20 protein-coding genes and 2 other annotated features (1 of these 22 running past the window's edge) are annotated in these 25172 nt (G+C 38.6%); of the genes, 5 read left to right on the plus strand and 15 right to left on the minus strand.

The annotated features are described in order from the left end of the window. Positions 1-30 (minus strand) — a binding site (T-box leader) (it extends 242 nt beyond the left edge of the window). A gap of 61 nt (positions 31-91) precedes the next feature. Next, positions 92-356 (minus strand) — a binding site (T-box leader). 86 nt (positions 357-442) lie between these two features. Further along, positions 443-937, minus strand: coding sequence for a PaaI family thioesterase (locus ACI48O_RS11840; RefSeq protein ID WP_435562021.1), 495 nt, complete (start codon positions 935-937; stop codon positions 443-445). A 232-nt stretch (positions 938-1169) separates the two neighbouring features. On the opposite strand from ACI48O_RS11840, the gene ACI48O_RS11845 reads away from it, so the two are divergent. Then, the gene (locus ACI48O_RS11845; RefSeq protein WP_435562022.1) at positions 1170-1649 is read left to right on the plus strand and encodes a GyrI-like domain-containing protein; all 480 of its coding nucleotides are present in this window, start codon (positions 1170-1172) and stop codon (positions 1647-1649) included. A 68-nt stretch (positions 1650-1717) separates the two neighbouring features. Here the strand turns inward: ACI48O_RS11845 and ACI48O_RS11850 are convergent, their stop codons facing one another. From ACI48O_RS11850 to ACI48O_RS11865, 4 genes are all read right to left on the minus strand, one after another. Then, positions 1718-2977, minus strand: a complete 1260-nt coding sequence (locus tag ACI48O_RS11850) for an MFS transporter (protein WP_435562023.1) — start codon at positions 2975-2977, stop codon at positions 1718-1720. Between the two features lie 156 nt (positions 2978-3133). Further along, complete coding sequence (locus tag ACI48O_RS11855; protein ID WP_435562024.1) at positions 3134-3355, minus strand: hypothetical protein; 222 nt, start codon at positions 3353-3355, stop codon at positions 3134-3136. 150 nt (positions 3356-3505) lie between these two features. Beyond that, positions 3506-5800, minus strand: a complete 2295-nt coding sequence (locus ACI48O_RS11860) for a helicase C-terminal domain-containing protein (RefSeq protein ID WP_435562025.1) — start codon at positions 5798-5800, stop codon at positions 3506-3508. A 101-nt stretch (positions 5801-5901) separates the two neighbouring features. Then, positions 5902-7464, minus strand: coding sequence for a Vga family ABC-F type ribosomal protection protein (locus tag ACI48O_RS11865; protein ID WP_435562026.1), 1563 nt, complete (start codon positions 7462-7464; stop codon positions 5902-5904). A 445-nt stretch (positions 7465-7909) separates the two neighbouring features. On the opposite strand from ACI48O_RS11865, the gene ACI48O_RS11870 reads away from it, so the two are divergent. Further along, entirely contained in the window at positions 7910-9403 is a 1494-nt protein-coding gene (locus tag ACI48O_RS11870) for a peptide MFS transporter (RefSeq protein WP_435562027.1), read from the plus strand. Between the two features lie 190 nt (positions 9404-9593). Here the strand turns inward: ACI48O_RS11870 and ACI48O_RS11875 are convergent, their stop codons facing one another. The 4 genes from ACI48O_RS11875 to ACI48O_RS11890 form a co-directional block, all read right to left on the minus strand. Beyond that, complete coding sequence (locus tag ACI48O_RS11875; RefSeq protein ID WP_435562028.1) at positions 9594-10226, minus strand: DUF2238 domain-containing protein; 633 nt, start codon at positions 10224-10226, stop codon at positions 9594-9596. Positions 10227-10439: 213 nt separating this feature from the next. Then, complete coding sequence (gene pepF, locus ACI48O_RS11880; protein ID WP_435562029.1) at positions 10440-12227, minus strand: oligoendopeptidase F; 1788 nt, start codon at positions 12225-12227, stop codon at positions 10440-10442. Positions 12228-12370: 143 nt separating this feature from the next. Beyond that, positions 12371-12856 carry a nitroreductase family protein gene (locus ACI48O_RS11885; protein WP_435562030.1) on the minus strand — a complete coding sequence of 162 codons (486 nt, stop codon included), beginning with the start codon at positions 12854-12856 and terminating at the stop codon, positions 12371-12373. A gap of 386 nt (positions 12857-13242) precedes the next feature. Beyond that, on the minus strand, positions 13243-14082 hold the full coding sequence (locus ACI48O_RS11890) for an EamA family transporter (RefSeq protein ID WP_435562031.1): 840 nt from the start codon (positions 14080-14082) through the stop codon (positions 13243-13245). Positions 14083-14393: 311 nt separating this feature from the next. Here ACI48O_RS11890 and ltaS point away from each other — a divergent pair, with 311 nt between their 5' ends. Further along, a complete protein-coding gene (ltaS, locus tag ACI48O_RS11895; RefSeq protein WP_435562032.1) occupies positions 14394-16346 on the plus strand; it encodes a lipoteichoic acid synthase in 1953 nt (650 codons plus the stop codon). Between the two features lie 58 nt (positions 16347-16404). On the opposite strand, the gene ACI48O_RS11900 is transcribed toward ltaS, so the two are convergent. Next, a complete protein-coding gene (locus ACI48O_RS11900; protein WP_435562033.1) occupies positions 16405-17415 on the minus strand; it encodes a VanW family protein in 1011 nt (336 codons plus the stop codon). A 201-nt stretch (positions 17416-17616) separates the two neighbouring features. Here ACI48O_RS11900 and ACI48O_RS11905 point away from each other — a divergent pair, with 201 nt between their 5' ends. Together ACI48O_RS11905 and ACI48O_RS11910 are read left to right on the plus strand one after the other, a co-directional pair. Further along, the gene (locus tag ACI48O_RS11905; RefSeq protein WP_435562041.1) at positions 17617-18543 is read left to right on the plus strand and encodes an aldo/keto reductase; all 927 of its coding nucleotides are present in this window, start codon (positions 17617-17619) and stop codon (positions 18541-18543) included. A gap of 115 nt (positions 18544-18658) precedes the next feature. Beyond that, positions 18659-19120 (plus strand): YndM family protein, encoded by a 462-nt coding sequence (locus tag ACI48O_RS11910; RefSeq protein ID WP_435562034.1) that lies wholly within the window; start codon positions 18659-18661, stop codon positions 19118-19120. Between the two features lie 41 nt (positions 19121-19161). On the opposite strand, the gene solA is transcribed toward ACI48O_RS11910, so the two are convergent. The 5 genes from solA to ACI48O_RS11935 all read right to left on the minus strand — a co-directional run bounded on the left by solA (position 19162) and on the right by ACI48O_RS11935 (position 24917). Continuing rightward, on the minus strand, positions 19162-20322 hold the full coding sequence (gene solA, locus ACI48O_RS11915; protein ID WP_435562035.1) for an N-methyl-L-tryptophan oxidase: 1161 nt from the start codon (positions 20320-20322) through the stop codon (positions 19162-19164). Positions 20323-20600: 278 nt separating this feature from the next. Beyond that, complete coding sequence (gene glnT, locus ACI48O_RS11920) at positions 20601-21965, minus strand: type III glutamate--ammonia ligase (protein ID WP_435562036.1); 1365 nt, start codon at positions 21963-21965, stop codon at positions 20601-20603. A 20-nt stretch (positions 21966-21985) separates the two neighbouring features. Beyond that, positions 21986-23344 (minus strand): FMN-binding glutamate synthase family protein, encoded by a 1359-nt coding sequence (locus ACI48O_RS11925; RefSeq protein ID WP_435562037.1) that lies wholly within the window; start codon positions 23342-23344, stop codon positions 21986-21988. Further along, complete coding sequence (locus tag ACI48O_RS11930; protein ID WP_435562038.1) at positions 23326-24033, minus strand: GltB/FmdC/FwdC-like GXGXG domain-containing protein; 708 nt, start codon at positions 24031-24033, stop codon at positions 23326-23328. The genes ACI48O_RS11925 and ACI48O_RS11930 overlap by 19 nt, the downstream gene beginning before the upstream one ends. Next, complete coding sequence (locus tag ACI48O_RS11935) at positions 24021-24917, minus strand: class II glutamine amidotransferase domain-containing protein (RefSeq protein WP_435562039.1); 897 nt, start codon at positions 24915-24917, stop codon at positions 24021-24023. Before ACI48O_RS11935 ends, ACI48O_RS11930 begins: the two co-directional genes overlap by 13 nt. Positions 24918-25172 lie beyond the last annotated feature (255 nt).

Consider the following 25172-nt stretch of genomic DNA (forward strand, 5'->3'; position numbering starts at 1 on the left):
CAAAAACTTTATCCTCTTCATTGCTGATTGGATCTTTATGTATCAAAAAACACAAAAGCCTCTTTCATCTCAATACATGCATAAAATGCATGATTGGGATGAAAGAGGCTATCTTCCATGGTACCACCCAAATTTGTTGCAGCTTTGCAGCATACAACCTCAGCAGGTCTCAAACATTAGAAACCTTTGACACAATAACGAGTGTCAATCCGGTTTTCCTTACTAGTTAGAATTTAACGGTTCGGGAAAACAGCTCAGAGGTGACTGTGAAATCAGGAGTTATGGCAAAGGTTCCAGCAAATCCTTCGCTCTCTGTACATAGTGCCTAATCTCTTTATCCTCTTCATTGCTTTGATTAATATGTTCTGAATTTTATTACAATTTCGACAGGTTGTCAACGCTTCAAGTTTAAAAAATGTAAAAGTTAACTAAACAGACACATTTAGTCGTTTTTCAAAAAAGTACTTGGCATTACAACAGCAACCACTTCACCACGTGCACAAAGAGTTTCATCCGCATATACCTCTGTCTCTACTCGAAACTTCTTTGGATGAATTTCATGAACCGTACCAATGGCTCTTAATGGGACGTTTTGTGGTGTTGGCTTAAGGAAATCCACTTTTAAGGAAGCGGTTACAAAACGAGGCGGTTCAGCTCCATCTCCCACTTCATGTCCATTCTTTCTATGTAACGTAATAGAAGCGGAACCAGTACCATGGCAGTCGATTAATGAAGCAACCACGCCTCCATAAACAAAACCAGGAAGAGCTGTATGCTCTGGGTTTGGAGTGTAAATGGTTAATGTTTGCTCCCCTTGCCAGCCTGTTCGTAATTGGTGTCCATGTTCATTCAAACGGCCACAACCGTAACACCATGCAAAATCATCTGGATATTCATCCTGTATTGCTTTAACTACTTCCACTACAGTTTCTTCCATAAAATCTCCTCCTTTTTCAGAATATTATAACATATTAGGTAAAATTGAGAAGAATTATGTGGAAATAATCGCCAAATACAGCAGAAAACAGGATATAAGACCTACCCCCTAGCGTATACATGTGTATTTATTTTAAAAATAAAACTTTCTTTCAAAAGAAATAAATGACATGATTTAAAAGAGGTTTAGGTAAGATATGGATTAATTGATCTTCTTTAGGAGCTGAAACCGGATGAACTATAAAATTATTGAAAGAGATGCGTTCCAAGTAATAGGCGTAAAACAAGAATTTTCATGCGGAAATGGTAATTTTGGAATTCCTGGTGTACCAGTGTTTTGGGATGATGCCCATAAAAGTGGAACTATTAGTCAATTAGTAAAATTATTAAATGGTCAAATTAAAGGGCTTTTAGGTATTACCACTAACTTCGATCCAGAAAAAAATGTGGTTGATTACTGGATTGCTGTTGAGCATGATGGAGCAGTACCAGAAAATTTCGCTTACATTGAATACCCACCAGCAAAATGGGTCGTGTTTGAAGTCCGTGGACCTGTCCCATTTGCCATCATCGAGGCTTGGAAACAAATTTATTCCGATTGGTTTCCTTCGAATCACTATCAACCAGCAAATTTAGCACCTATTGAAGTCTATCTTGATTCCGAATTGAACAGCCCGAATTCTTATAATGAGATTTGGATTGCTGTAAAATAATGTCCACCTAAACAAAAAAGAGACTTTTCGGAGTCTCTTTTTTGTAATTTAGTTAATTTCTTATTTTCTTATACTTCTGCCGCTTTTGGTATCGATGACCCCTGACGTTTCTTAACACTTAGCACAAAAAGTGTCGCTAATATACATAAGGCACCAGCGGAAATAAACGTAAACGTGTAGCTATTAAAGACCTCGTAAAAGTATCCGCCAAGAAATGCGGCCACCCCGGAACCTACCTGATGAGCAGCAAAAACCCAACCATAAATGATAGCCCCGCGTTCCTTTCCAAAAAATTCTGTCGCTAATCGAATCGTTGGCGGGACGGTTGCAATCCAATCTAATCCGTAGAAGACTGCAAAAACGATTAGCATGACATACGATTTCAGTTCAAAGGCATATGGCAAAACAAGCAATGACAAGCCTCTTAATCCATAGTACCAAAACAATAACCACCGATTATCGAAGCGGTCTGATAACCAACCTGAAAACATAGAACCAATAATATTAAAAATGCCCATAAATGCAAGCAGGCTTGCTGCATGAACCTCAGGGATTCCATGATGTGTAGAAGCAGGAATAAAATGCGTCCCAATTAACCCAGCTGTCGATAAACCGCAAACAAAAAAACTTGCACTTAATAGCCAAAATGGAACAGAACGAACTCCAATCCATAAACCATGAAACGCTGTTGTTATTGGATTTTGCTTGATTGAGTTTGCATCTATTCCAACGTTTTCCACAGCACCATATGGAAGCAACCCTTTTTCGGATGGATGATTTCTCATCCAAATGGCAATGATTGGAATCATTAAAATGGTTAAGGCGATAAAAATGTATAGACCCACTCGCCAAGAATAGGCTTCTGTCACGAAAGAGAGCAAAGGAGTAAAGATCATTTGTCCCGCTGCAGTACTGGCCATTAACAAACCAACTACAAATCCCCTTTGCTTCTCAAACCAATTTGTTGCCACTGTTGCAGAGAGAACAGTAAGAAAAACACCGCAGCCGATCCCGATTACTAGACCCCAAATGAGATGTAACTGCCAAATCTCAGTCATATACAAACTGAAGATCATTCCCAATAACAAAAGGAGCATCGCGTATACCATCGATTTCCGAATTCCGATCCTATTAAGGCCTGCGGCAATAAACGGTCCGGAAAAACCGTAAAGCGTTAAATTGATTGCAAAAGCAAAGGAAATAGCAGAACGACTCCAGGCAAATTCCTGCTCCAAAGGAATCATAATCACTCCTGTAATCGAACGAATACCGGCTGCTACTAGCACAGCAAAAAATGTAAGCCCCACAACAACCCAACCGTAATACAAATACAAGCCCTCCCCCTGCTTAAGGTCATAAATAATAACACCATCATACAATTGAAAACGATTATTTAAAAGATTCTAAAACAAAAAAACACCTCAAGGTTGAGGCGCATTGTCATTTAAGTCGTACATTTGTGAGGGATGGTTTGTGCGTTTGGTTTAAAGTTCTCTTTCTTCTTTTCCATCTTCCCTATTCTCATACCAATTCGTCAGTTGAGTGAGAATCGCAAATACCAAAAAGAAATTCATGGCCCATACATTGATAAAAGGAGCTATTCCCCCAAATTCAATTGATTGATAACCTTTAAATTTCATCACAATCATCGACTCGATAAAAATGAGTACAAAACCAACTACACCCGCCACTGCCATACGAATCATTTTGGATCCCCCACTTTTTTCGTTTGCACTATCAAGAAAACTGATAGCCATTGCCACCAAGAAATCGAGCAACATTACTTTAATAATAGGGTTAAAACATCGTCCTAAACAATGATTTATAGCACATAAACCGGGGACTTTGAGCAATTTTCAAATAGAATTATTTATTATAGTATAGTTGCGCCATTCCTGTGGTAGAAGTGATTTATATGGATTTTTTAGAAACCGATCGTCAACCAGAACAATTGTTCCGTGATCATATTCAGAACGAATCAATCTTCCTCCTGCCTGTAATACTTTGTTCATGCCTGGATACACATAGGCATATTCAAAACCATTTTTTCCCTGAGCGGTAAAATGGTCTTTGATAAGATTTCGTTCATAACAAAGCTGAGGCAGGCCAACACCAACCACCACAACACCGTTTAAGCGATTCCCGACTAAATCAACCCCTTCAGAAAAAATCCCACCTTGGACAGCAAAGCCTAGTAATGCATTTTTTTGATTAGGTTGGAAGGATTCGAGAAACTCCTCCCTTTCAGCTTCTGTCATTCCTGTTGCTTGAACTAAAGTCGCCGTGTGTTGAGATAATTGTTTAAATTCTTCATAAACAGACAGCAGATAATGATAGGAAGGGAAAAAAGTTAAGTAATTACCCGGTCTGCTTGTAATTAAAGCATTGAGCATTGCAGCAATAGCTGTTTTTGATAGTTCGCGATCGCCGTACCTAGTTGAGATTGGCTGGATGTAAACATCAACCTGACCTTCAGAATATGGGGAGGGAACAGCGAGCAGATAGTCCTCCTCCTCGCCTCCAAGAATATCCTGGAAGTACGAAAGCGGTGAAAGAGTAGCTGAAAAAAACACCTTAGAACGAAAACCTTTTCCCATTTGTTTCAAAAGCAAGGAAGGATCCATACAAAATAGTTTTATTGTTAAATCATGATTATTTTTTTCTCCATAAATGACATAATGTTCATCTACTAACTCGTTTATTTTTAGAAATTTTTGGACTGCGAAGTAGACATCCAAAAGAGTGGAACTCGAACCATTTCCTGAAACCAATACCGGTTCAGCAGCATCAACAAATTGGTTTAGAAGTTCCATTAATCTTTCATCAAAATCTTGAATGACAAACTGATTTGGCTCACCTTGTTGTTTTCTCAATGAAAGAAACCACGCGTTGATTTCGCTTGCCAGCCGAAAAACTTCTTTATGAATTTGCTTATATTCTTTTTTTAATTGCAAAAATATATCTTTATTTAAAGAGGCGGAGAACATTTCCCTTCCCCGGTCGGCCAAATTATGCGCCTCATCAACAAGCAAAATGGTCGACCTCTTCTGCTCCTCAACCATTCGCTTTAATGATACTCTTGGGTCAAATATATAATTGTAGTCGCATATCACCGCATCAACTGTATAAGCTAGGTCAATCGAAAACTCAAATGGACAAATTGAATGCTTACGGGCATAATCTTCGATAACCTCTCGATTCATTAAATTTTCATTGGTTAAAATATCGAGCATTCCGTTGTTAATCCGATCATAATAACCATTTGCATACTCACAAATCTCCGGTTGACAAATCGTTTCATCCTTAAAACAAACCTTTTCCTTTGCCGTAATCGTGACGGTCTTAATATGAAGTCCAGTTGAGCACATTCGAGTGAAGGCTTCTTCAGCTGTTGTTCGAGTAATCGTTTTTGCCGTAAGATAGAAAATTCGACTGAGCTGCCCATCGCCAATCGCCTTAACCGATGGAAATATGGTTGATACTGTTTTCCCAATACCCGTAGGTGCTTTGGCAAACAGATTTTTCCCCTCTATCATCGTCTTATAAACAGCACCCATTAATTTACGCTGGCCTTTTCGATACGATTGAAAAGGAAATTGTAAATTTTTTATACTTTGATTTCGTTTTAGTTGATGATCATGTTGCAATTTGGCATATGGGACATATCCTCGGATTACTTCAAAAACAAAGCTTTCCAACTCTAAAAAAGTAAATTGCTTTTTCACATACCTTTTTTCTTCTGTCTCGACATGAACATAGGTCAATTGAACAGAGATTTTTTCAAGCTTTTGATGAGAGGCGAATATATACGCATATAGCTTGGCTTGAGCCCAGTGAACCGGATATCCCGCTTCGTCAATCTGTTCAAGCGGCTGTGAAAATGACTTAATTTCATCCACTATGACAGTGTCATCTATAAATAGCAACCCGTCACATCTACCGTCAATGATGAACGTAAGATTTTCAAAAGGAATTGAGGCAGAAAGATAAACCTCTTTCTGATCAAACTCACCATAATTTTTTTGGATTTTTTGGTGAATCCGCGTCCCATCAACGAATGAGGTTTGTGAACGAAATCTCGCATCGATACTTCCACTGCTATAGACATATTCAACTAAGGCTCTTACTGAAATACGGATTTCCTTTGTCATCAGACCACCAGCTTCCTATTTAACCAATACAGAATGTATGTTCTGGTACTCAATATAGCAAAAAACTCGCAACAATTCATCGGTTAAAAATATCAATTGTGTCAGAGCATCAATTTGCGTTTTTCAGCTAGCAATTTCTTAAATTCATTTTCTAATTCAGCTGATGGGTCTATGCTAAGACGGCTTAGTACTTCTGTAATTTTTGTCTCAAGAACTAACAATCGGTCTTCTTTTTCATTCCTCACAGCCTTTGGAACATGCTGTTTGTATTGAGTAAAGCTTCCTTCAAAAAGGTGCACTTGTTTATTGCTTATTTCTAATACCCGGGTCGCAAGATTCTCGACAAAACGTCGGTCATGTGAAACGAAGATTACCGTGCCCTCATACTCCCCTAATAGGGATTCGAGTGCTTCAACGGACTCAATATCCAAATAATTCGTCGGTTCATCCAAAACTAATGTATTAATTTCACTGACGAATAACTTTGCTAAGGCAACCTTCACTCTTTCTCCACCGCTTAATACACTAACTTGTTTATAGACATCTTCTCGAAAGAAATGAAGTCTTGCCAAAACCGTCCGTATAAATGTTTCATCCTGCTTTGAGGTAGAAACGACATTTTCTAAAATCGATTGTTCTGTGTTTAATATATCGAGATGTTGGCTAAAGTAACCTATTTTCATAGCTGGTGCGATCGAAATTCCCTCAACACGAGCAAGGATTTTTTTCACTAACGTCGTTTTTCCGCTTCCGTTGGGCCCGATAATCGCTAGTTTATCCCCGCCTCGAACGGTAAAACTCACTGGTTCCCAAAGAGTACTCTGGCTAATCTCACCTTGAACGTTTTCAACGCGAAGGACAATCCGACCTTTAAAGTTCACTTCATTGGGCAAGTTCATTTTGATTGCTGGTAACTCTTTGATTTTTTCAATCCTTTCAAGCTTTTCTATTCTCGTTTCAATTGCTTTCGCACTTTTTTGCAACTTCTTTTTTTTATTAGCAAAATAAGGCTTAGAATTTCTTGCTTCTGAAAGATTGACATTTTTCGGTTTTTTAGTCGCTTTTTCCGCTTTTTTCTCTTTTAACATTAAGGCTTCTTCCAGCTGTTTTTTCTTTTTTTCATACTTTTCGTACTCTGTCGCATGATGACGAAGCTCTAGTTCTTTCTGCTCCAAGTAATGAGAATAGTTTCCTTTATATTCCTTAATTTTCCCGTCGTTGATTTCCCAAATCAATGTACAAACAGTATCAAGAAACAATCGGTCATGCGAAACAACAACAAGTGCTCCTGGTAAACTCAACAGTTTCTTTTCGACCCATTGTATATGAACTGCATCCAAATTCGTTGTAGGTTCGTCAGCCAGTAATATTTCAGGATTTTGTAAAATCGCATCGTTAATATATTCCTGTGTCACTTCTCCACCGCTCTTTACCGTATCCGTCTTTTTTAATTGGGGTAAAAGCTCTACCACACCTTTTGTTAGGACTGCTCCGGTTTCTGGACTTTTTTTGCCCGCTAAAACCTCCAATAATGTTGTTTTTCCGCAGCCATTTCTTCCAACGATTCCGATTCGATCTGTTTTCTGTATTCGTATATTTTCTATATCTAACAATAACCGATCTCTTACATATATTTTTAATTGATTTGCTTCCAATACTGCCATACGATTATCCCCTTTTTCATTATATTAGGAGACAATAAAATGCCTCCTATCCATATTCAGAATAGGAGGCGTAGATGTACACCAAAAAGAGACTGCTCCCTTTAAGGTCAAACAAATAAAGCCTATCCTATTCTGAAAACGTTCATTAAAGGCAGCATGAACTAAGCAGAAAAACACCTTCTGCTGAAAATCCACCTTTAATTCACTGCTTTCGAAAAATAGGATTAGAACTTCATTTAATTGGGTCACCCTTCCGTTATTATTTAATGTAAAAATAAACCTTTATTGTTTAACTGTCAACAAGTTCTCGTATTTATCTCCTTTTAAAAAAAAATCTTTTAAAAAAATCCCCATTTAAACTCTGAATCTTGCTTTTTTACAGATATTGTTTTTGACATTCAATATCTAGAAAAGTATTATATTAGAATAATAAGGAGGTTGTAAGATGTCAGACTTTAATAGACAGAAAATTGTGGACAGTGTCCCTCAAAAAGGCTTTTTCGGTCACCCTAAAGGGCTTTTCACACTTTTCTTCACAGAATTTTGGGAGCGGTTCTCTTATTACGGGATGAGGGCTATCCTTGTTTACTACATGTACTATGAGGTATCTAAAGGCGGCTTAGGGATTGATGAGTCCCTTGCACTTTCAATTATGTCCATATACGGTTCTTTAGTTTATATGTCAGGTATCATCGGCGGATGGTTAGCCGATAGAATCTTCGGTACTTCAAACGCAGTTTTTTACGGTGGAATCCTGATCATGTTTGGTCATATTGTATTGGCGATTCCTGGAAGCGTCACAATGTTTTTCATTTCGATGATCCTGATTGTTTTGGGGACAGGATTATTGAAACCAAACGTTTCAAGTGTCGTAGGAGAAATTTACAGTATCCATGACAACCGTCGTGACGCTGGTTTTAGTATTTTCTACATGGGAATTAATATGGGGGCATTTCTGTCACCATTAGTTGTTGGAACAGTTGGAATGAACCACAATTTCCACTTAGGATTCGGTATTGCAGCAGTCGGAATGTTCTTTGGTTTAATCGTGTTTACTTTTACTAAAAAGAAGAATCTGGGGCTTGCTGGAAAAACGATTGCCAATCCTCTCTCTCCAAGTGAAAAGAAAAAGGTGTTCACTTGGATTAGTATAGCAGCCATTATTCTAACCTTTTTAATAACATCGGCCATTCTAATGGGGATTTTAACATTTAATACTTTCATTGCATTAGTTGGAATACTAGGATTTTTGATTCCAACGATCTATTTTGTAGTCATGTACCGTAGTCCGAAAACAACAGATGTAGAACGTTCACGGATTATTGCCTATATTCCGTTGTTTATTGCAGCTGTTATGTTTTGGGCCATCCAAGAGCAAGGCTCGACGATTTTAGCAAACTATGCGGATAAGCGTACACAATTAGATTTCGCTGGTATTCATATTTCGCCAGCCTGGTTCCAATCTTTAAATCCGCTATTTATTATTACATTAGCGCCAGTGTTCGCGTGGCTATGGGTGAAGTTGGACAAGAATCAGCCTACGATTCCGCAAAAATTCTCATTAGGTCTTTTATTCTCAGGGCTTTCCTTCCTAGTTATTTTATTACCGGCCTATGTGGGTGGTGCGGATTCATTAGTAAATCCATTATGGCTCGTTCTAAGTTACTTGATCTGTGTATTTGGTGAATTATGTTTATCACCTGTTGGATTATCAGCAACAACTAAATTAGCGCCTGCAGCTTTCTCAGCCCAAACGATGAGCTTATGGTTCCTTTCGAATGCTGCGGCTCAGGCCCTAAATGCCCAACTTGTAAAATTCTATACACCAGAGACTGAAATGGCGTACTTTGGTGTGATTGGTGGAGCATCAATTGCGTTAGCTATTGTACTCTTCTTGTTTGCCCCGAAAATTCAGGGCTATATGAAAGGGATTCGATAAGGTTATCCCTATATCATTACTATCTCAATATGTGCTTTCTTGCTGGACCCGCTTATTATAGTGAAAACAGTAAGAAGGCACATTTTTTTGATTGACGAGATTTCCGCATTTCATTGAATGTATTTCTTTTTCTTCCCGTATCTTCGCCGATAAACAAGAGAGCAAACTCATTTCCGTCCGATTCACCGAGTCACCCTCTTTTGGATTTCAATTTCGATAAATGTCGGTTATGAAGTTTTGAAAAAATAAGTAAGGTGAGCATGGAACCAATCAACAGCAATAACATATCCCATTGTGCATCCCAAATATCCCCCTGGGCTCCTAAAAAATCCTCAGTTAACTTTTTCCCCTTTGTTACTTTGAAGGACAACCATTCAATAATTTCATATAATGCTCCGATTGCTAGTGAGATACTTAGAGTAATTCCAACCAGCCATGGTCCTTTATTTAATGATGTTAAACGAAGTAAAATTTCTCTTATTACAATCACTGATAACCCCTTAAGGAAATGAGCAAAACGATCATAATGGTTCCGATTTAAGTCGAAATGGTCTTTAATCCAATTAAAAAGTGGAACCTTTGAATAAGTGTAATGACCCCCGATAAACATAAGAATTGAAAGAATTGCAATAATGATATAGGATACCGTGGTTAGTCTGAACTTTTTATACGTTGCAATTACTGTAATAACAAGGATAAGTGCGGGAAATACTTCTGCAAGCCATATTAAGTACCCCTCTGGACGGATAACTGACCAAATTAATACAGCTGCCACTACAAGAAATAAGAATATATGAATGATTACACTATGGTCTCTTTTCACTATCCCACTCCTATTATTTTTTGCGATTCTTACAATCGGTGTTTATTTTCCCCCCCTCGGAACTTTTTATAAACATTTACGATAATAAAAAAAGATAAATAATGGATTCAAAAACGCAAGATATAATGAAAAAAGCCAACCAAAATTAATCATAAAAGCCCGGAACTATTTATTATTTTAGTTCCGGGCTTTTGTGATTAGTTGTAACTCCTTCTATATTTTTGAAAACTCTTCTACTAATACTTTAAATTGATTTAACGTATTGGCAATTGGTATTGGAGTGGTCAAATCTACACCTGTTTTTTTCAATAGCTCAAGCGGATAATCTGAACTGCCACTTTTTAGAAACTCTATATAGGAATGAAGCGTTTTCTGATCCCCTTCAAATATTTTCGTAGCCAGATCAATAGCTGAAGCAAATCCAGTTGCATACTTATAAACATAAAAAGGACGGTAAAAGTGCGGAATTCTGGACCACCCATACTTCACTTCATCATCGAGAACAATTTCTAGGCCATTATATTCTTTAAATAACGTTTCATACGTATGATTAAACACTTCAACATTTAAAGGCTGGCCCGTTTCAGCCATTTCATGAGTCTTCTTTTCAAATTCAGCAAACATGACTTGCGTGAAAAAGGTTCCCTTAAATTTATCAATAAAATGATTAAGCAGATACTTACGTTTTTCCTCTTTTGTTTCGTTATTTAATAAATATTTTATCATTAGCACTTCATTCACAGTGGAGGCAACTTCAGCTACAAATATGCTGTAACGCGCCGTAATTTGAGGCTGATGTTGTGAACTTAGTTTGCTATGGACTCCGTGACCGCACTCGTGTACTAAAGTAAATAAACTATCTAAGTCATCATGATGATTTAAAAGGATGAAAGGATGGACTCCATATATTCCTAAATTATAGGCGCCAGATCGTTTCCCTGGCGTTTCTCGAACATCAATGTAACGGGAGGCTTTGAACTCTTTTAAAGTATTCAGATAATCAGTACCTAGTGGTTCTAATCCCTTTAGCATCAGTTCATACGCATCTTCATAAGGAATAATTTCCTTGACTCCCTTTACTAAAGGAACACTCATATCGTATTGATGAAGTTCATCTAGCTGTAATTTTTCCTTCCGAATCTTGGCGTATTGGTACAAAGGAGCAATATTTTCTTTCGTTGATTGAATAAGATTTTCGTAAACTTCTTTCGGTACTTTATCTCCAAATAGACCTTTTTCTAAAGCTGAAGGATAATTTCGAATCTTAGCAATCGTTACATTATTTTTAATAGAAGCAGAAAGTGTGGAGGCTATAGAATTTTTCAACTGAAGATAAGGTTTATAATATGCCTTATAGGCTTCTTTCCTTTTTTCTCGGTCGTCATCTTCAATTAGTTTTGAATACATTCCTCTTGTTAGCTCGACCTTTTCTCCATTATTTCCTGTAACTTCCCCAAACTTTATATCTGCATTGTTGATCATCCCAAAAGTGTTGGCTGGAGCAGAAAAAGCATCGCCTAACTGTGACAATACCGCTTCCTGGTCTTTAGTAAGCACATGTGGTTTATAGCGGAATGAGTCAACTAAATCTTCTTCAAAGTATTTAAGTCCATCTTCTTCAGCGATATATCCTTTTAATGTTTCCTCATTCAAACTAAGTAAAAAGGGCATAAAAAATGATGTAGCTGCACTAACTTTTATGCTTAATCCTTTTGCACGCTCTAGCAATGATTGAGAAGCAGTATTCCGAGTATCTTCATCCACTTTTAGCATACAATACGCATAAACATGATTGAATTTATAGGAAAGTTCTTCTCGTAGTTTTAAATAATCATACAGACTTTTGCCATCCTGAATAGCACCATCATACTTCTTTAGCTTTTCCACTAATTGTTCAATCTCAGCGAAATCCTTTTCCCACTTGGTCAAGTCTGGATAGAGATCTTCTAAATTCCATTTTTCATTAGCTGGCACATCTGCTCTAGATTGGTAACTTGTCATAGAACTCTCCTTTATAAATATTTTTTCTTCATTATATGTATTAAATTGTAAACCTTTTAATAAAACCATTCTATGATTATGCTTATTTTCACACAAATATCCCGTACAACGAACATATGCTGTCGGGATAATTAATTATTCAGTTATGAAAGATAGTTAATTTTTGATGTAATCGGGGTTCTTTGTTTAACAGTTGGAACCTCTTCCGGATATCCGATCGCTAATACTCCGATAACATCATAATCACTTGGGACATTGAGAATGGCTCTGTTTTTAGAACTGATGCCAATTGAGGACCAAAATGTACCTACCCCTTCTTCCCATGCAGCAAGCATAAAATTTTGAATGAAACAGGATGTTGCAGAACGGTTTTCTTCCCTTTCCACTTCATTTTTACCTTGCTGTGATAAAACGGCAAATACAACCGGTGCACCCCCTAAATTTGTTTTGTGGTTCAAGCTTGCTCTCGCTTGAGGGCCAATAAAAACTACTTCCCACGGTTCGGTCATTCTGTGATTAGGCGCTAACGTTGCTGCTTCTAACCATGAAACAATGGCTTCGTGATCAATGGGATCATCTTTAAACTTCTTAATGATCCGTCGGGATTTAATCACCTCGATTATCCCCATTCAACTCCCCCCTCATCCAACCAATTATTTAATAACATATGTTTTATCTAAATTTAAGTGTTTGACCGCCAACATCAATCTTTTTAAAATGGTTTGGTATAGAACAATATTGATTTTGAGCACTCTGTTGATTGGAGCGGAAGGTGCGAGACTCCTCTAAAATGCTTAGGCATTTTATCGTGCGGTGTTCATTCAAGGATGATTATTCAACGTCCTGCGGGAGAAGGTGTCACGGGAGACCCCACAGGCGCTATGGCGCCGAGGAGGCTCCCGGACTCCCCCTAAGGTGCGCGAGCACCTCTCGCGGAAATCAACAGCCCAATTTTACAGTGGCTTTGAAATAAAAAATAGATACCTCTAAACGAAGTATCTAATTCTTATAACGGCTATATTTTTGTAAGAACGATCCCGGTTAAAGCTGATAAAACACCGATAATCTGATAGGTTTTCAACTTTTCTTTAAATAAAATACATCCAACAAAAACGACAATTAAACAATTAAGGCTGACGATTGGAAAAATAATGCTGGCAACTCCCGTTTGTAAAGCATAAAAATAGCTACTGTAGCCAATAACACTTATCATTCCAACTAAGGTGCCAATTTTTATTACAGGTGCATCAATTTTTTCCTTTTGACTCATGATCAGCATGAACAGATATACTCCTCCACCGCCATACATCGATATTAATATATTAATAGAACTAATATGTAGATAAGACGAAAGCTTCATCAGCACCCCTAAAATACCGAATGATAGAAACGCTAAAATAATCCGAAATATCCAGGCAGTATAATGCGTGTTAGATTTCAAGCTCTGCGGTGTATACTGTATGGCTATGACAGAGGAGACAATCAGTAATATACCAACCCATTGTATAGTAGAGATTTGTTCGTGAAAGATCAATCCAGCGCTTAACACAGGGAAAATGGCATTTGCCGAAACAATTGGAGCCGTTAAACTTGCTGGTCCCTTTTCATAGGCTTTCGACATTTGAATATTTCCGTTTGCATTTAAAACTCCGATCAATACCCCTAGACTAACCGTTGTCATATTTAATTGAAGGGTACTGCTGGTAATTCCATAAATGAATGTAAGGATAAAGGCTGTGAAATAAAAGAAAAATTGAAGTTGAATCTTTGAATAACCTTTTTCCGTACTCCATTTGAAGATGGCATTATTTATTCCAAAACAAATAGATGTTAAAATCGCTCCCAAAAACCACATGAATCCTTCACTCTCTCTTAATAAAAATCCAATCCTTTTAATACTTTTTCAGTATAATCAACTTCACAATAAAAGGCGAGATTAATTAAATTAAGAGGAGAAATGGGATTAGTTTTAGTTATAACTGCTGGGGCTTGACATATTTTGAAAAAGAGGTATAGTAATATATCGTTGTAACTAATCTAAACATTTTTTGATATCATTGCTCGTTTATAAGCCTAATAGAAAAATATTGATAATTTAGTTCAAATAACATATTTAAAAATATCCAAAACTATGCCATAATTATTTGCTAGAAGGTAGGTGTAACAATGAATAACGTAATACTTAAAGGTCAAAGTATTTTCAATAAATATATTGGCTTTTTCTTTTTGAGTGTTTTCTTCCTATGGATGAAAACATACATTGTTCAATTAACTCAATTTGACTTAGGTATTGATAACTCGATCCAAAAGGTACTTTTATTTATTAACCCATTAGGATCTTCGATATTATTTTTAGGTTTTGCATTTATTTTTAAAGGACGAAGAAAATATTTATCACTTATCATTATTGATTTACTTTTATCGTTTTTACTATATGCGAACGTACTGTACTATCGTTTCTTTAATGATTTTATTACGCTCCCAACATTATTCCAAACACAAAACTTTGGCGACGTAAGTACAAGTGTTGGATCGTTATTAAAACCATATGACTTTTTATTCTTTATTGATGTGATTATTTTAATCGGATTGCTCTCCTTCCGCATCGCAAAGATTGAAATGAAAGACATGAGCCGTCGTAAAGTGGCTGCATTAATTACCTTTGCATTAGGAATTTCATGCGCCAATCTTGGCTTGGCAGAAGCAGACCGTCCTCAATTATTAACTAGAGGGTTTGACCGGAATTATATTGTTAAATATTTGGGCATGTACAATTACACGATTTATGATGCGGTTCAAAGTACAAAAGCTTCAGCACAACGAGTTATGGCTGATAGCAATGACATCACTGAGGTTATCAACTTTACTCAATCAAACTATGCTGAGCCAAATCCAAAATACTTTGGTGCAGCAAAAGGTATGAATGTTATTTATTTACACCTTGAGTCTATACAAGAATTCCTGATTGATTACAAGTTACACGGTGAAGAAGTAACGCCGTTCTTAAATTCATTAACAAGAGAAAAAAACACGCTTTATTTTGATAATTTCTTCCATCAAACAGCACAGGGTAAAACAGCTGATGCTGAATTCATGCTTGAAAATTCATTGTTTGGATTGCCGCAAGGTTCTGCTTTTACAACTAAGGGTTTAAATACGTATCAGGCTGCCCCTGCAATTTTAGGCCAGCAAGGCTATACGTCAGCGGTTTTCCACGGTAATTCAGGATCCTTCTGGAACCGAAATGAAATTTATAAATCTTTTGGCTATAACAAGTTTTTTGATTCAAATTATTATCAAATGAAAGCGGAGGATCTTGCACCATATGGTCTAATGGATAAGCCGTTCTTTGCTGAATCCATTCCGTTGCTTGAAACATTGCCGCAGCCTTTTTATACAAAATTTATTACTGTTTCTAACCATTATCCATACCCGATTGATGAACAGCTTGCAAGCATTGCGCCTAATACAACCGGGGATAAATCAGTTGACTCATACTTCCAGACAGCACGTTATGCCGATGAGGCACTGGCACAATTTTTCATTTACCTAAAGGAATCTGGTTTATATGATAATTCGGTAATTGTTATGTACGGTGATCATTACGGGATTTCTGAAAACCATAACCAAGCAATGGAGCTAGTACTTGGAAAAGAGATTACTCCTTTTGAAAACGCAGGTTTACAACGTGTACCACTATTCATTCATGTTCCAGGTATGGACGGTGGAATTAACCACACTTATGGTGGGCAAACAGATCTACTCCCTACCCTGCTTCACTTGTTGGGAGTCGAAACGAAAAATTATGTTCAGATGGGAACAGACTTATTGTCTGAACAACATGATGATGTTGTAGCATTCCGAAATGGCGACTTTGTAAGTTCTACGATTACCTCGGTTGATGATAAGTTCTATGATTCAACAACAGGTGTGGAATTAACAGAGGACAAACTCGAAATGGCCAAGCAATATCAAGAAAGTGTTGAACAAAAATTAGCTCTTTCTGATAAAGTCGTAAATGGTGATTTATTACGTTTTTACACGCCGGAAAACTTTAAAGCTGTAGATCGTTCTCTTTATAACTATAATACTTCTGAAGATGAAGAGTCAGATAAGTAACCAAAAAGGCTGCCATAAATTTGGCAGCCTTTTTTCATAAAAATAGAAGCACATGATATTATACAGCCTTCTTCAATACCCCTTCATATTGTGCAGACGTCCTAATTTCTACAGTTAAAGTCCCGTTCCCATAAATTGTTTTAATTAAAAATGGAGCACCAGCTGTGTTTTGAAATCGAAAATCTACTCCACCATAGGAAACTGTTGCATCTCGCCCCGCTGGTACATACCCCACTGTTACCGAGTGATGGTGCCTTTCTACATAACTAACACCAAGTTGATCAACAGCATTAAACAAGGTGGAGGAAGTTTGACAAATCCCACCTCCGATGCCCATTACTAATACCCCATCGACCGCTTCTTGTGCTGGTTGATATCCATGTGCTTCGTCACTTGGACCAACCGTTGTATTAAACGAAAAATAATCATCCGTTCCAACGATCACATTATTAATCGCAGCAGCTGACAGCTCTATATTTCGATTTCTTCCTGTGACACTTGGATTAAAAGATGTCGTGTAGGAAGCAACTACCACTTCCCCTAAAAGCGGAACATCTTCAGGTCTATACCCGCTTGCTTGAACAGTAAGGGGCAACTCAACATTGCCTCCTTTTGTAGAAGCTTCCATAATCCGATTGACTAATTCTGCTTCTTCAAGCACTACCCTCGGGCTGCCTTTTATAACTTGACCATTTGCATCAATTCGATCTGGTACATTTCGTTGGTCATAACCAGGCGTTGTTTCAGTTCCTCTTGCAATTTCTTTTACCCAAGCTTCAATATCCTGTTTATATTTGTTATCATCTGTTCCAAAACCCATTTCCTTTGGATTGATGGTTTTAATGACCTTTTTTGAAGTTGGATCTACCACATTAACCATGATGAGTTTTGGTTCTTCTTTTGTTTGTTTAGCTTTCTTTGCTTTTTTGCCTTGATCAATCTTTTTTTCAAGCTCCGCAATTTTTTTCTCCATTGCCTTTTCTTTTGTTGTTTTTTCCGAACAGCCAGCTAGTCCAAGCAAACTACCGATAAGAATAAAGGAAATTATCCATTTACGTTTCACATACATCCCCTACCCGACAATAAGATTAACTTCTAACTAGGAACTAATTTCCATTTCACATTTTATTCCGCTTAATCCCGCTGTATTACACAAAAATAACTAAGTTTTTTAATATTGGATTTAGTGAAAACTACCCGTAAATCAGAAGGGAATATAAATAAAATAATGAGAACGAGAAACAATGAATATAGACAGGAGGAACGAATGATGAAATTCTTTAACATCGCCAATACAGAATTAGAGGTTTCCAACATTATCATGGGCAATATGCGTTTGTCACAGTTATCGGCATCAGAAGCTGAAAAACTGATCCGTACAGCAATAGATGAGGGAATCAATCTCTTTGACCACGCAGATATATATGGTCAAGGACAAAGCGAAGAACTCTTTTCCAAAGCTTTAAATATGAACAAGAGCACCAGGGAACAGTTGATTTTGCAAAGCAAATGCGGAATTCGTGCTCAAGAGAACTATTTTGATTTTTCCAAGGAGTATATTATTGAATCCGTTAATGGGATTTTAAAAAGATTAAAGACAGATTACCTCGATATTTTACTTCTACATCGTCCTGATCCACTAATGGAGCCTGATGAAGTTGCAGGTGCATTTGATCTGCTTCAAAGCAGCGGGAAAGTAAGACACTTTGGTGTATCAAACTTTAATCCAGGCCAAATAGAGCTTCTTCAAAAAGGCCTTTCGCAGAAACTGGTGATAAACCAGCTGCAATTAAGCCTTGTTCATACGCCAATTATAAATTCAGGAATAGCCTTAAATATGAACATTGACCAATCGATTAATCGTGACAGCAGCATCCTTGAATATTGCCGGCTCCATGATATTACTCTTCAAGCATGGTCTCCGTTTCAAAAGGGCTTCTTTGAAGGAACCTTCCTTGGCGATTTCGAGCATTTTCCAACGCTTAATCAAACATTGGACTTCTTGGCTGACTCCTATGGTGTAACCAACACCGCAATCGCCACTGCATGGATCACACGGCACCCTGCCGATATTCAGGTTGTCCTTGGAACGACAAACCCGCAGCGCTTAAAGGAAGCTTGTAAAGGAGCCAATCTCAAATTGACAAGAGAGGAATGGTATCAACTTTACAAATCAGCGGGAAACATCGTTCCATAATGGCAACGACGGAACAAGAATGTTAAATTGCCTTTAAATGAATACTAAAGGCTAAGATTTTCCATGGATAATACTCGTTACAACTGACACACTATCCGTTAAAGGAGGTGTTGTAATGAAACATGTTAGAGCCTTAATTATAAAATTAGTTTCAAGCTTTGTTCTTCTATTCATCATTCTTGGTATGATTTTCGACATGAATTTCGGAAACGTCCTGCTAATTTCCTTAGTCTTAGGTATAGCGGCTTATATTGTAGGTGATATGATGGTTTTACCAAGAACAAATAATATGACCGCTACAATGGCTGACTTTGGTTTGGCATTTTTGATTATTTGGTTCATTAGTGAGGGCGTAACAACGAATGAGAACACCGTTTTTCCATCTCTCATTGCAGCTCTTGGAGTCGCTGTGTTCGAATACTTTTTCCATAAATATCTTGCCAATAACATTATCGAAGCATCACAAGATCAGCAGCAAGTGGGCAAAATGAAATACCAAACAGAATTAGCGGATGAAATTATGATTGCCCGACCAGATGTAAGAAGTGAAAAAGATGATACAGATACACTAAAATAAAAAAAGAATGGACACCATCATAGAGATGGTGTCCGCTTATGTTAGTTTTTTGCAAGCTCTGCACCCTGAAAACGATTTAACCTAAAGAAAGAAATATCATGCTTCGTTTCACCGTCAATCGTTAAATCTGCTAAAATGTTGCCGACAACACTGGCAAACTTAAAGCCGTGCCCGGAAAAACCACCTGCGATTACGACATTCCGATAATTTGGATGGAAATCAATGATAAAGTCACTATCTGGTGTTAACGAGTATAAACAAACCTTCCCATCTGCTAAATCATTTGCGGCATCCGGCATATATTTGTTTAAAAAGCCCTTTAAGTCTCCCTCATCCTCACAGTAGGAACCGAACGTGCGGTCGACCTTATCAGCATTTGTTTCTATTCCAGTATCATGACGTCCAATCTTTAGGCCTGTATTGCGGAAGTTAGGAAAACCATAGTAATGACCATCCAATGTATCAAAAACAAAGACTGGGAATTTACCATGATCAAATTTACCTTCAGGGTCAGGAGTAAACCAGGCTGCAGGTTTTCTTAGTACTTTAATTGGCAGGTCAATCTTGTTTAATAATTTTGGAATCCAAGCCCCGGCAGTTACAACTAAATGATCAGCAACAATCGTGCCATTATCGGTTATCATTTCTACCTTGTCTAAGCCCAAAGAGAACGATTGAACCGGAGTGTTTTCCAAGAGTTCTGCACCTAGTTTAAGTGCCTCTTCTTTATATGTGGTGATACACTCTTCGCAAAGAACAAATCCTGAAAGTGGATCATAACAGGCTTCAAAATCTTCTGGAATTTGAATTCCCGGCCAGCGCTCCATGACCATTTCCGCTGTTAATTCTTCAATCGGAAGATTATTTTTTTGCGAGCTTTGCACCGTTTCTTTAACAAAAGTGGATCCTGATTTTCCGGCCATCAAAGCACCTGTTTGATAAAAAAGCTTTTTTCCTGATAATTCTTCAAGCTCTTTCCATAGCTTGTGAGCTTCTAATACTAGCGGAATGTATTTTTCGCCTTGGCCATAACCGAAGCGAAACATTCTTGTTTCACCAGCGTGGCTTGCCATCGAATTTGGAACCGAAAATTGATCAATCATAAGTACTTTTTTGTTTTGTTTTGCTAAGAAATAACCCGCTGCGGTTCCCATCGACCCAGCACCTAAAACCACCACATCATATTTCATTTCATTCCCCATTTTTTTCCCCTCCCAATTTCTAGCTAAAAAATAGGTTGTGTTAAAGAACAATGTTGATTTTGGGCACTCTGTTGATTGGAGCGTAAGGTGCGAGACTCCTGCGGGAGAAGGTGTCTCGGGAGACCCCACAGGCGCCATGGCGCCGAGGAGGCTCCCGGACTCCCCCGCGGAAAGCTAGCACCTGGAGCGTAAATCAACAGCCCAATTTAACACAGCCAAAAAATAAGTAAGAAAGAGCTGTCGCTTTGTAAAAGCGAACAGCCTCTGTTAAAAGTCGATCAATAACCTTTTAAATATTTTTCAATTTCCCAGTTGCTGACAAAGCTATGATACTGGGCCCATTCTTCTTTTTTACGAGCAATAAAGGTATTCATAAAGTCTTCGCCAAGCATCGAAATCAAAACCTTATCCTGTTCTAAAGCTTCAACTGCTTCCTTTAAAGAAGAAGGTAAACGGTTCAACTCGTTTTCTATTGATTGCAAACGATATAAATTACCACTGAATGCTTCCCCAGGGTCAATTTTGTTTTCAATTCCATCTAACCCCGCTGCGAGAATAGCTGCTGTTGCTAAATATGGATTGGCTGTACCGTCCATTGCCCGGAATTCGATTCTTCCTGAATCCGGAATTCGAATGTACTGTGTCCGGTTATTGCCACCGTAACCAATGATGTTGGGCGCCCATGTTGCACCTGACATTGAATCCATTGCTGTCAATCGTTTATACGAATTAACTGTCGGACAAACGATGGCTGACAATGCTTTAGCATGATATAGAATTCCGCCGATAAAATGATAAGCAGTGTCAGATAATCCGAAACCTTTACCGTCGAATTGATCTTCAAATAAATTACGCTTTTCCTGTTCATCCCATAGGCTAAGATGCATATGGCAGCCATTTCCTGTTAATGTTGAAAAGGGTTTCGGCATAAATGTAGAGATAAGCCCTCGTTCTTCTGCCATGGAACGCACCATATATTTAAAAAACGTGAGACGATCAGATGAAGTAATCGCATCTGCAAAGTCAAAATTGATTTCGAATTGCCCGTTTGCATCCTCATGGTCAGCCTGAGTTACACCCCAGCCTAACTCATTCATATTGTTAATTAACGAGCTTAAAAACTCGATGTTCCTCATTAAGGCCTGTTGCTGATAACAGGGCTTTTGCTCTTTGTCCAGGTCGTCAAAGGGGCTTAAATTACCATCTCCATCCTGTTTAAGCAGGAAAAATTCCGGTTCAATCCCTGTTTTCATGACGTATCCTAATTTTTTTGCTTTTTCAGCAACCTTTAACAATATCGTTCTGGAACAATGCTCCCAGGCACTTCCGTCCTCAGTTAACGTTCCTGCAAACCAGGCAATGTCTTTTTTCCAAGGCAGGACAGTCATTGAACGTAAATCTGGAATACATAACAGGTCTGGATCATGAGGTCCGTGCCCAAGATCACCGACCGCAAATCCTGCAAACCCGGCGCCGCTTTTACAAACCGATTCCAACCGAGCTGAGGGAACTAGTTTAGCCCGCGAAGCCCCATTTATATCTGAAAAAGAAGCTAATACAAACTTAATATCTTGGTCTTCGATTTTTTTTATTGTTTCTTCCATTACACCCCTATTGCTCGCCGCGATTCCGATCAATTTCATCACCATCCATTCTTTTTTTACTATTTGTTTAGCATCTCTGCTACTTCGTGTGACTCTTCATAGCTTGCATAATAAGGCTTCTTCCGGCCTAATCCTACTAATGGTACACCCGTAATATGAGATGACACCAAGGTTAGCGAACGTAAATCGGTTGGATCAAGATCGCTTACTTTGCTTTTTCCGCAAGAGCGGGCGAAAATTTGCATTTCCATCGTGATCGAGTTAATGTAGTTTTCTACTCTGTCCGCCGCTTCCTCTGGATCTAAGCGTGCCATTAACTCAGGGTCCTGAGTTGCAATCCCCACTGGACATTTACCCGTGTGGCAGTGATGACATGCAGAAGGCTCTGTTCCAAGTGCGTGGTAGTCCTCGACGTAGTTGGCACTATTGCAATTAAGAGCAATTAACATCGCTGAACCCATATAAACCACGTCTGCCCCTAGTGCAATTGCTTTTGCTGCATCAGCGCCGTTGCTGATCCCTCCGCCAATGATCAATTTCACTTCATCCTTCATGCCAATGTCATAAAGTGCTTCAGCTGCTTCAACAACCGCAGCAATCGTTGGAATACCAGTATGATCTAATTGGATCTCCGGTGAGGCAGCCGTTCCACCTTCCATTCCATCGATGACAACTGCTTCCGCGCCTACTTTTGCAGCCAGCTTCACATCATCATACACACGTCCTGCACCAATTTTAATAAAGATTGGCACTTCATAATTCGTTGCTTCTCGTATTTGCTGAATTTTAACCCCTAAATCATCAGGACCCATCCAATCTGGATGACGGCACGGACTTCGTTGATCGACGCCGACAGGAAGATCACGCATGCGGGCAACCTCTTCTGATACTTTAAATCCAAGCAGCGTTCCACCAGTCCCTGGCTTGGCCCCTTGGCTTACCACGATTTCAATCGCGTCGGCCTTTTTTAAGTCATATGGATTTAACCCATAGCGGCTTGGCAGCAGTTGATAAACTAGCTTTTCAGACGCTTCGCGCTCCACAGGATGCATCCCGCCATCACCTGTACATGTACTGATTCCACAGCGAGTAGCCGCAATCCCTAACGCTTTTTTCGAATTGGCATTAATTGCGCCAAAACTCATTCCGGCTACCATAATCGGTGTTTCTAGAACCAATGGACGTTTCACGCGCCCCTCACCTATGACAACTCTTGTATCACATTTTTCACGATATCCTTCAAGTGGGACACGTGATAATCCCGCTGGGGTAAACACTAGATCGTCGAAAGAAGGCAAATCTTGTCTTTTTGTTGCTTGTCCGCGAATTCGATAGCGGCCTAATTCTGCTTTTTCTTGAATCTCTTCAATTTTCTCCGGACTCCATACTTTGCTTTTTCTTATAATATTTCTTTCCATACGCTGAACTCCTTTTTATTAAAATTATGAAGCATTCCGTTCGGAACAATTTTCTTAAAGCTTGGCGGTGCCTGCATATTATAGGAAGCTAACAAACTCTTAATTTGTTCGTATTCCTCTTTTGGCACGTCCACTACCTTTGTTCCGTTTCCAAGTTCGGTAATTTCGCCGCCGACAAAAATGGCTCCGTCATACATCGAATCGCCAATCGCCTTACCAGTATCACCACATATGATCATCGTTCCCTTTTGCATCATAAAGCCGGTCATATAACCACAGCTTCCGCCAATGATCAGCTGTCCTCCCTTTAAGCCGATTCCGGCACGGGCCCCAACATCGCCCTTTACAACAACCGTTCCGCCTCGTAAGGATGCAGCACAGGCTGAGGATGCACTTCCTTCGACGACAATTTCGCCATTCATTAAATTTTCACCAATGGCCCATCCGGCATTGCCGTTTATTTTTGCGGTTACATGATCACATAGGCTGATTGCATAGTAGCCAACATCACCATTTATCGTCAGGTTAATGGGGTCAGTTATTCCCACTCCAAGGTTGTGATTCGCCATTGGGTTTTCGATGACAACTTCCTTCACCTTTTCCTTTGCAGCTTTACGAATCGTTTGATTAATTGTACTTAGTGGAGTTTTTTCGCAATCGATTAAAATTGCATCCTTTACAGATTCCATACTAGGACCTCCTCTGCTTTTGGTTCTCTAATTTTCAGGTTCTCGCCAAATTCTCTTGTAATCGCCAAGCTTTCTGAAGCAAATGCGATATAATCATCAGTTTCAGCCAACACCATCGGCTTCATTCCAAACGGCTCCTTCGCTAAGCCAACGGATGTAGGGGTCACGGCAATATAGCTGAACGACCCATCAAGATCCGTGATCGAGGATTGCATCGCTTCTTCAAGGCTTGCCCCTTTCTTCATCTCGTCCACCAAATAAACTGCAATTACCTCTGAGTCATTTCCTGTTAGAAAATGGTACCCTTTTCTTTCATAATAGGATCTTAGTTTGATATAGTTCGTTACATGGCCGTTATGGATAATTGTCAAATCCTTACTGGCATAGCAGCATAATGGCTGCGAGTGCGAAATATCCACTTTACTTTCGGTTGCCATCCTTGTATGCCCGACAGCCACCTGGCCATTATAGTTAGAAAGCTGAAATTGGGTTTCTAAGTTATTGGCACCACCCAAATATTTCAACACCTCAATTTGTTGGCCAAAGCTGGCAACTGAAACATCGCTGTCCAACTCGTTTAATTCGTTGATCAAGCTCTGTTCATCTCCGCTGTAGGAGATTTTTGCTCTAACATAGTTTCCGTGATCAGAAGACTTGAGGATAGTTGCCTTTCCCTTTAATAAGCTAAGGATTCTTTGTCCATTCCCTGTTTTTTCATAATTCACATCAACATAAAGCACGTTTTCTTCTTTAGGATGAAGCAAGGCTACACCAGTAGAGTCCGGTCCTCTTCGGTACAAACTATCTAGCATTGTTAAGATGACCTCACCTGTTATTTTATCGTGGTTTGTATTTTTAAAAATGACACCGCCGATACCACACATTTTCTACCCCTCCTGATTATTAGAGTGAATACTCTGAATTATTTTTGGTTATTGTTGCTATGAATTAAGAATAACTCCTTTCTCACAGTTTTTATTGTAAAAAAAGGAACTATGTTAAATCTTTTTACATAATTTTGTGATAATTACTTACACGAAATCGAGTAGGAGGGGGTGACTAACCCCCGACCTCTCACACCACCGTACGTACCGTTCGGTATACGGCGGTTCTATTAAGATTGACGTAAAATTTCATAA

The sequence above is a fragment of the Neobacillus terrisolis genome (assembly GCF_051233475.1).
Classification (GTDB): Bacteria; Bacillota; Bacilli; order Bacillales; family Cytobacillaceae; genus Bacillus_BU.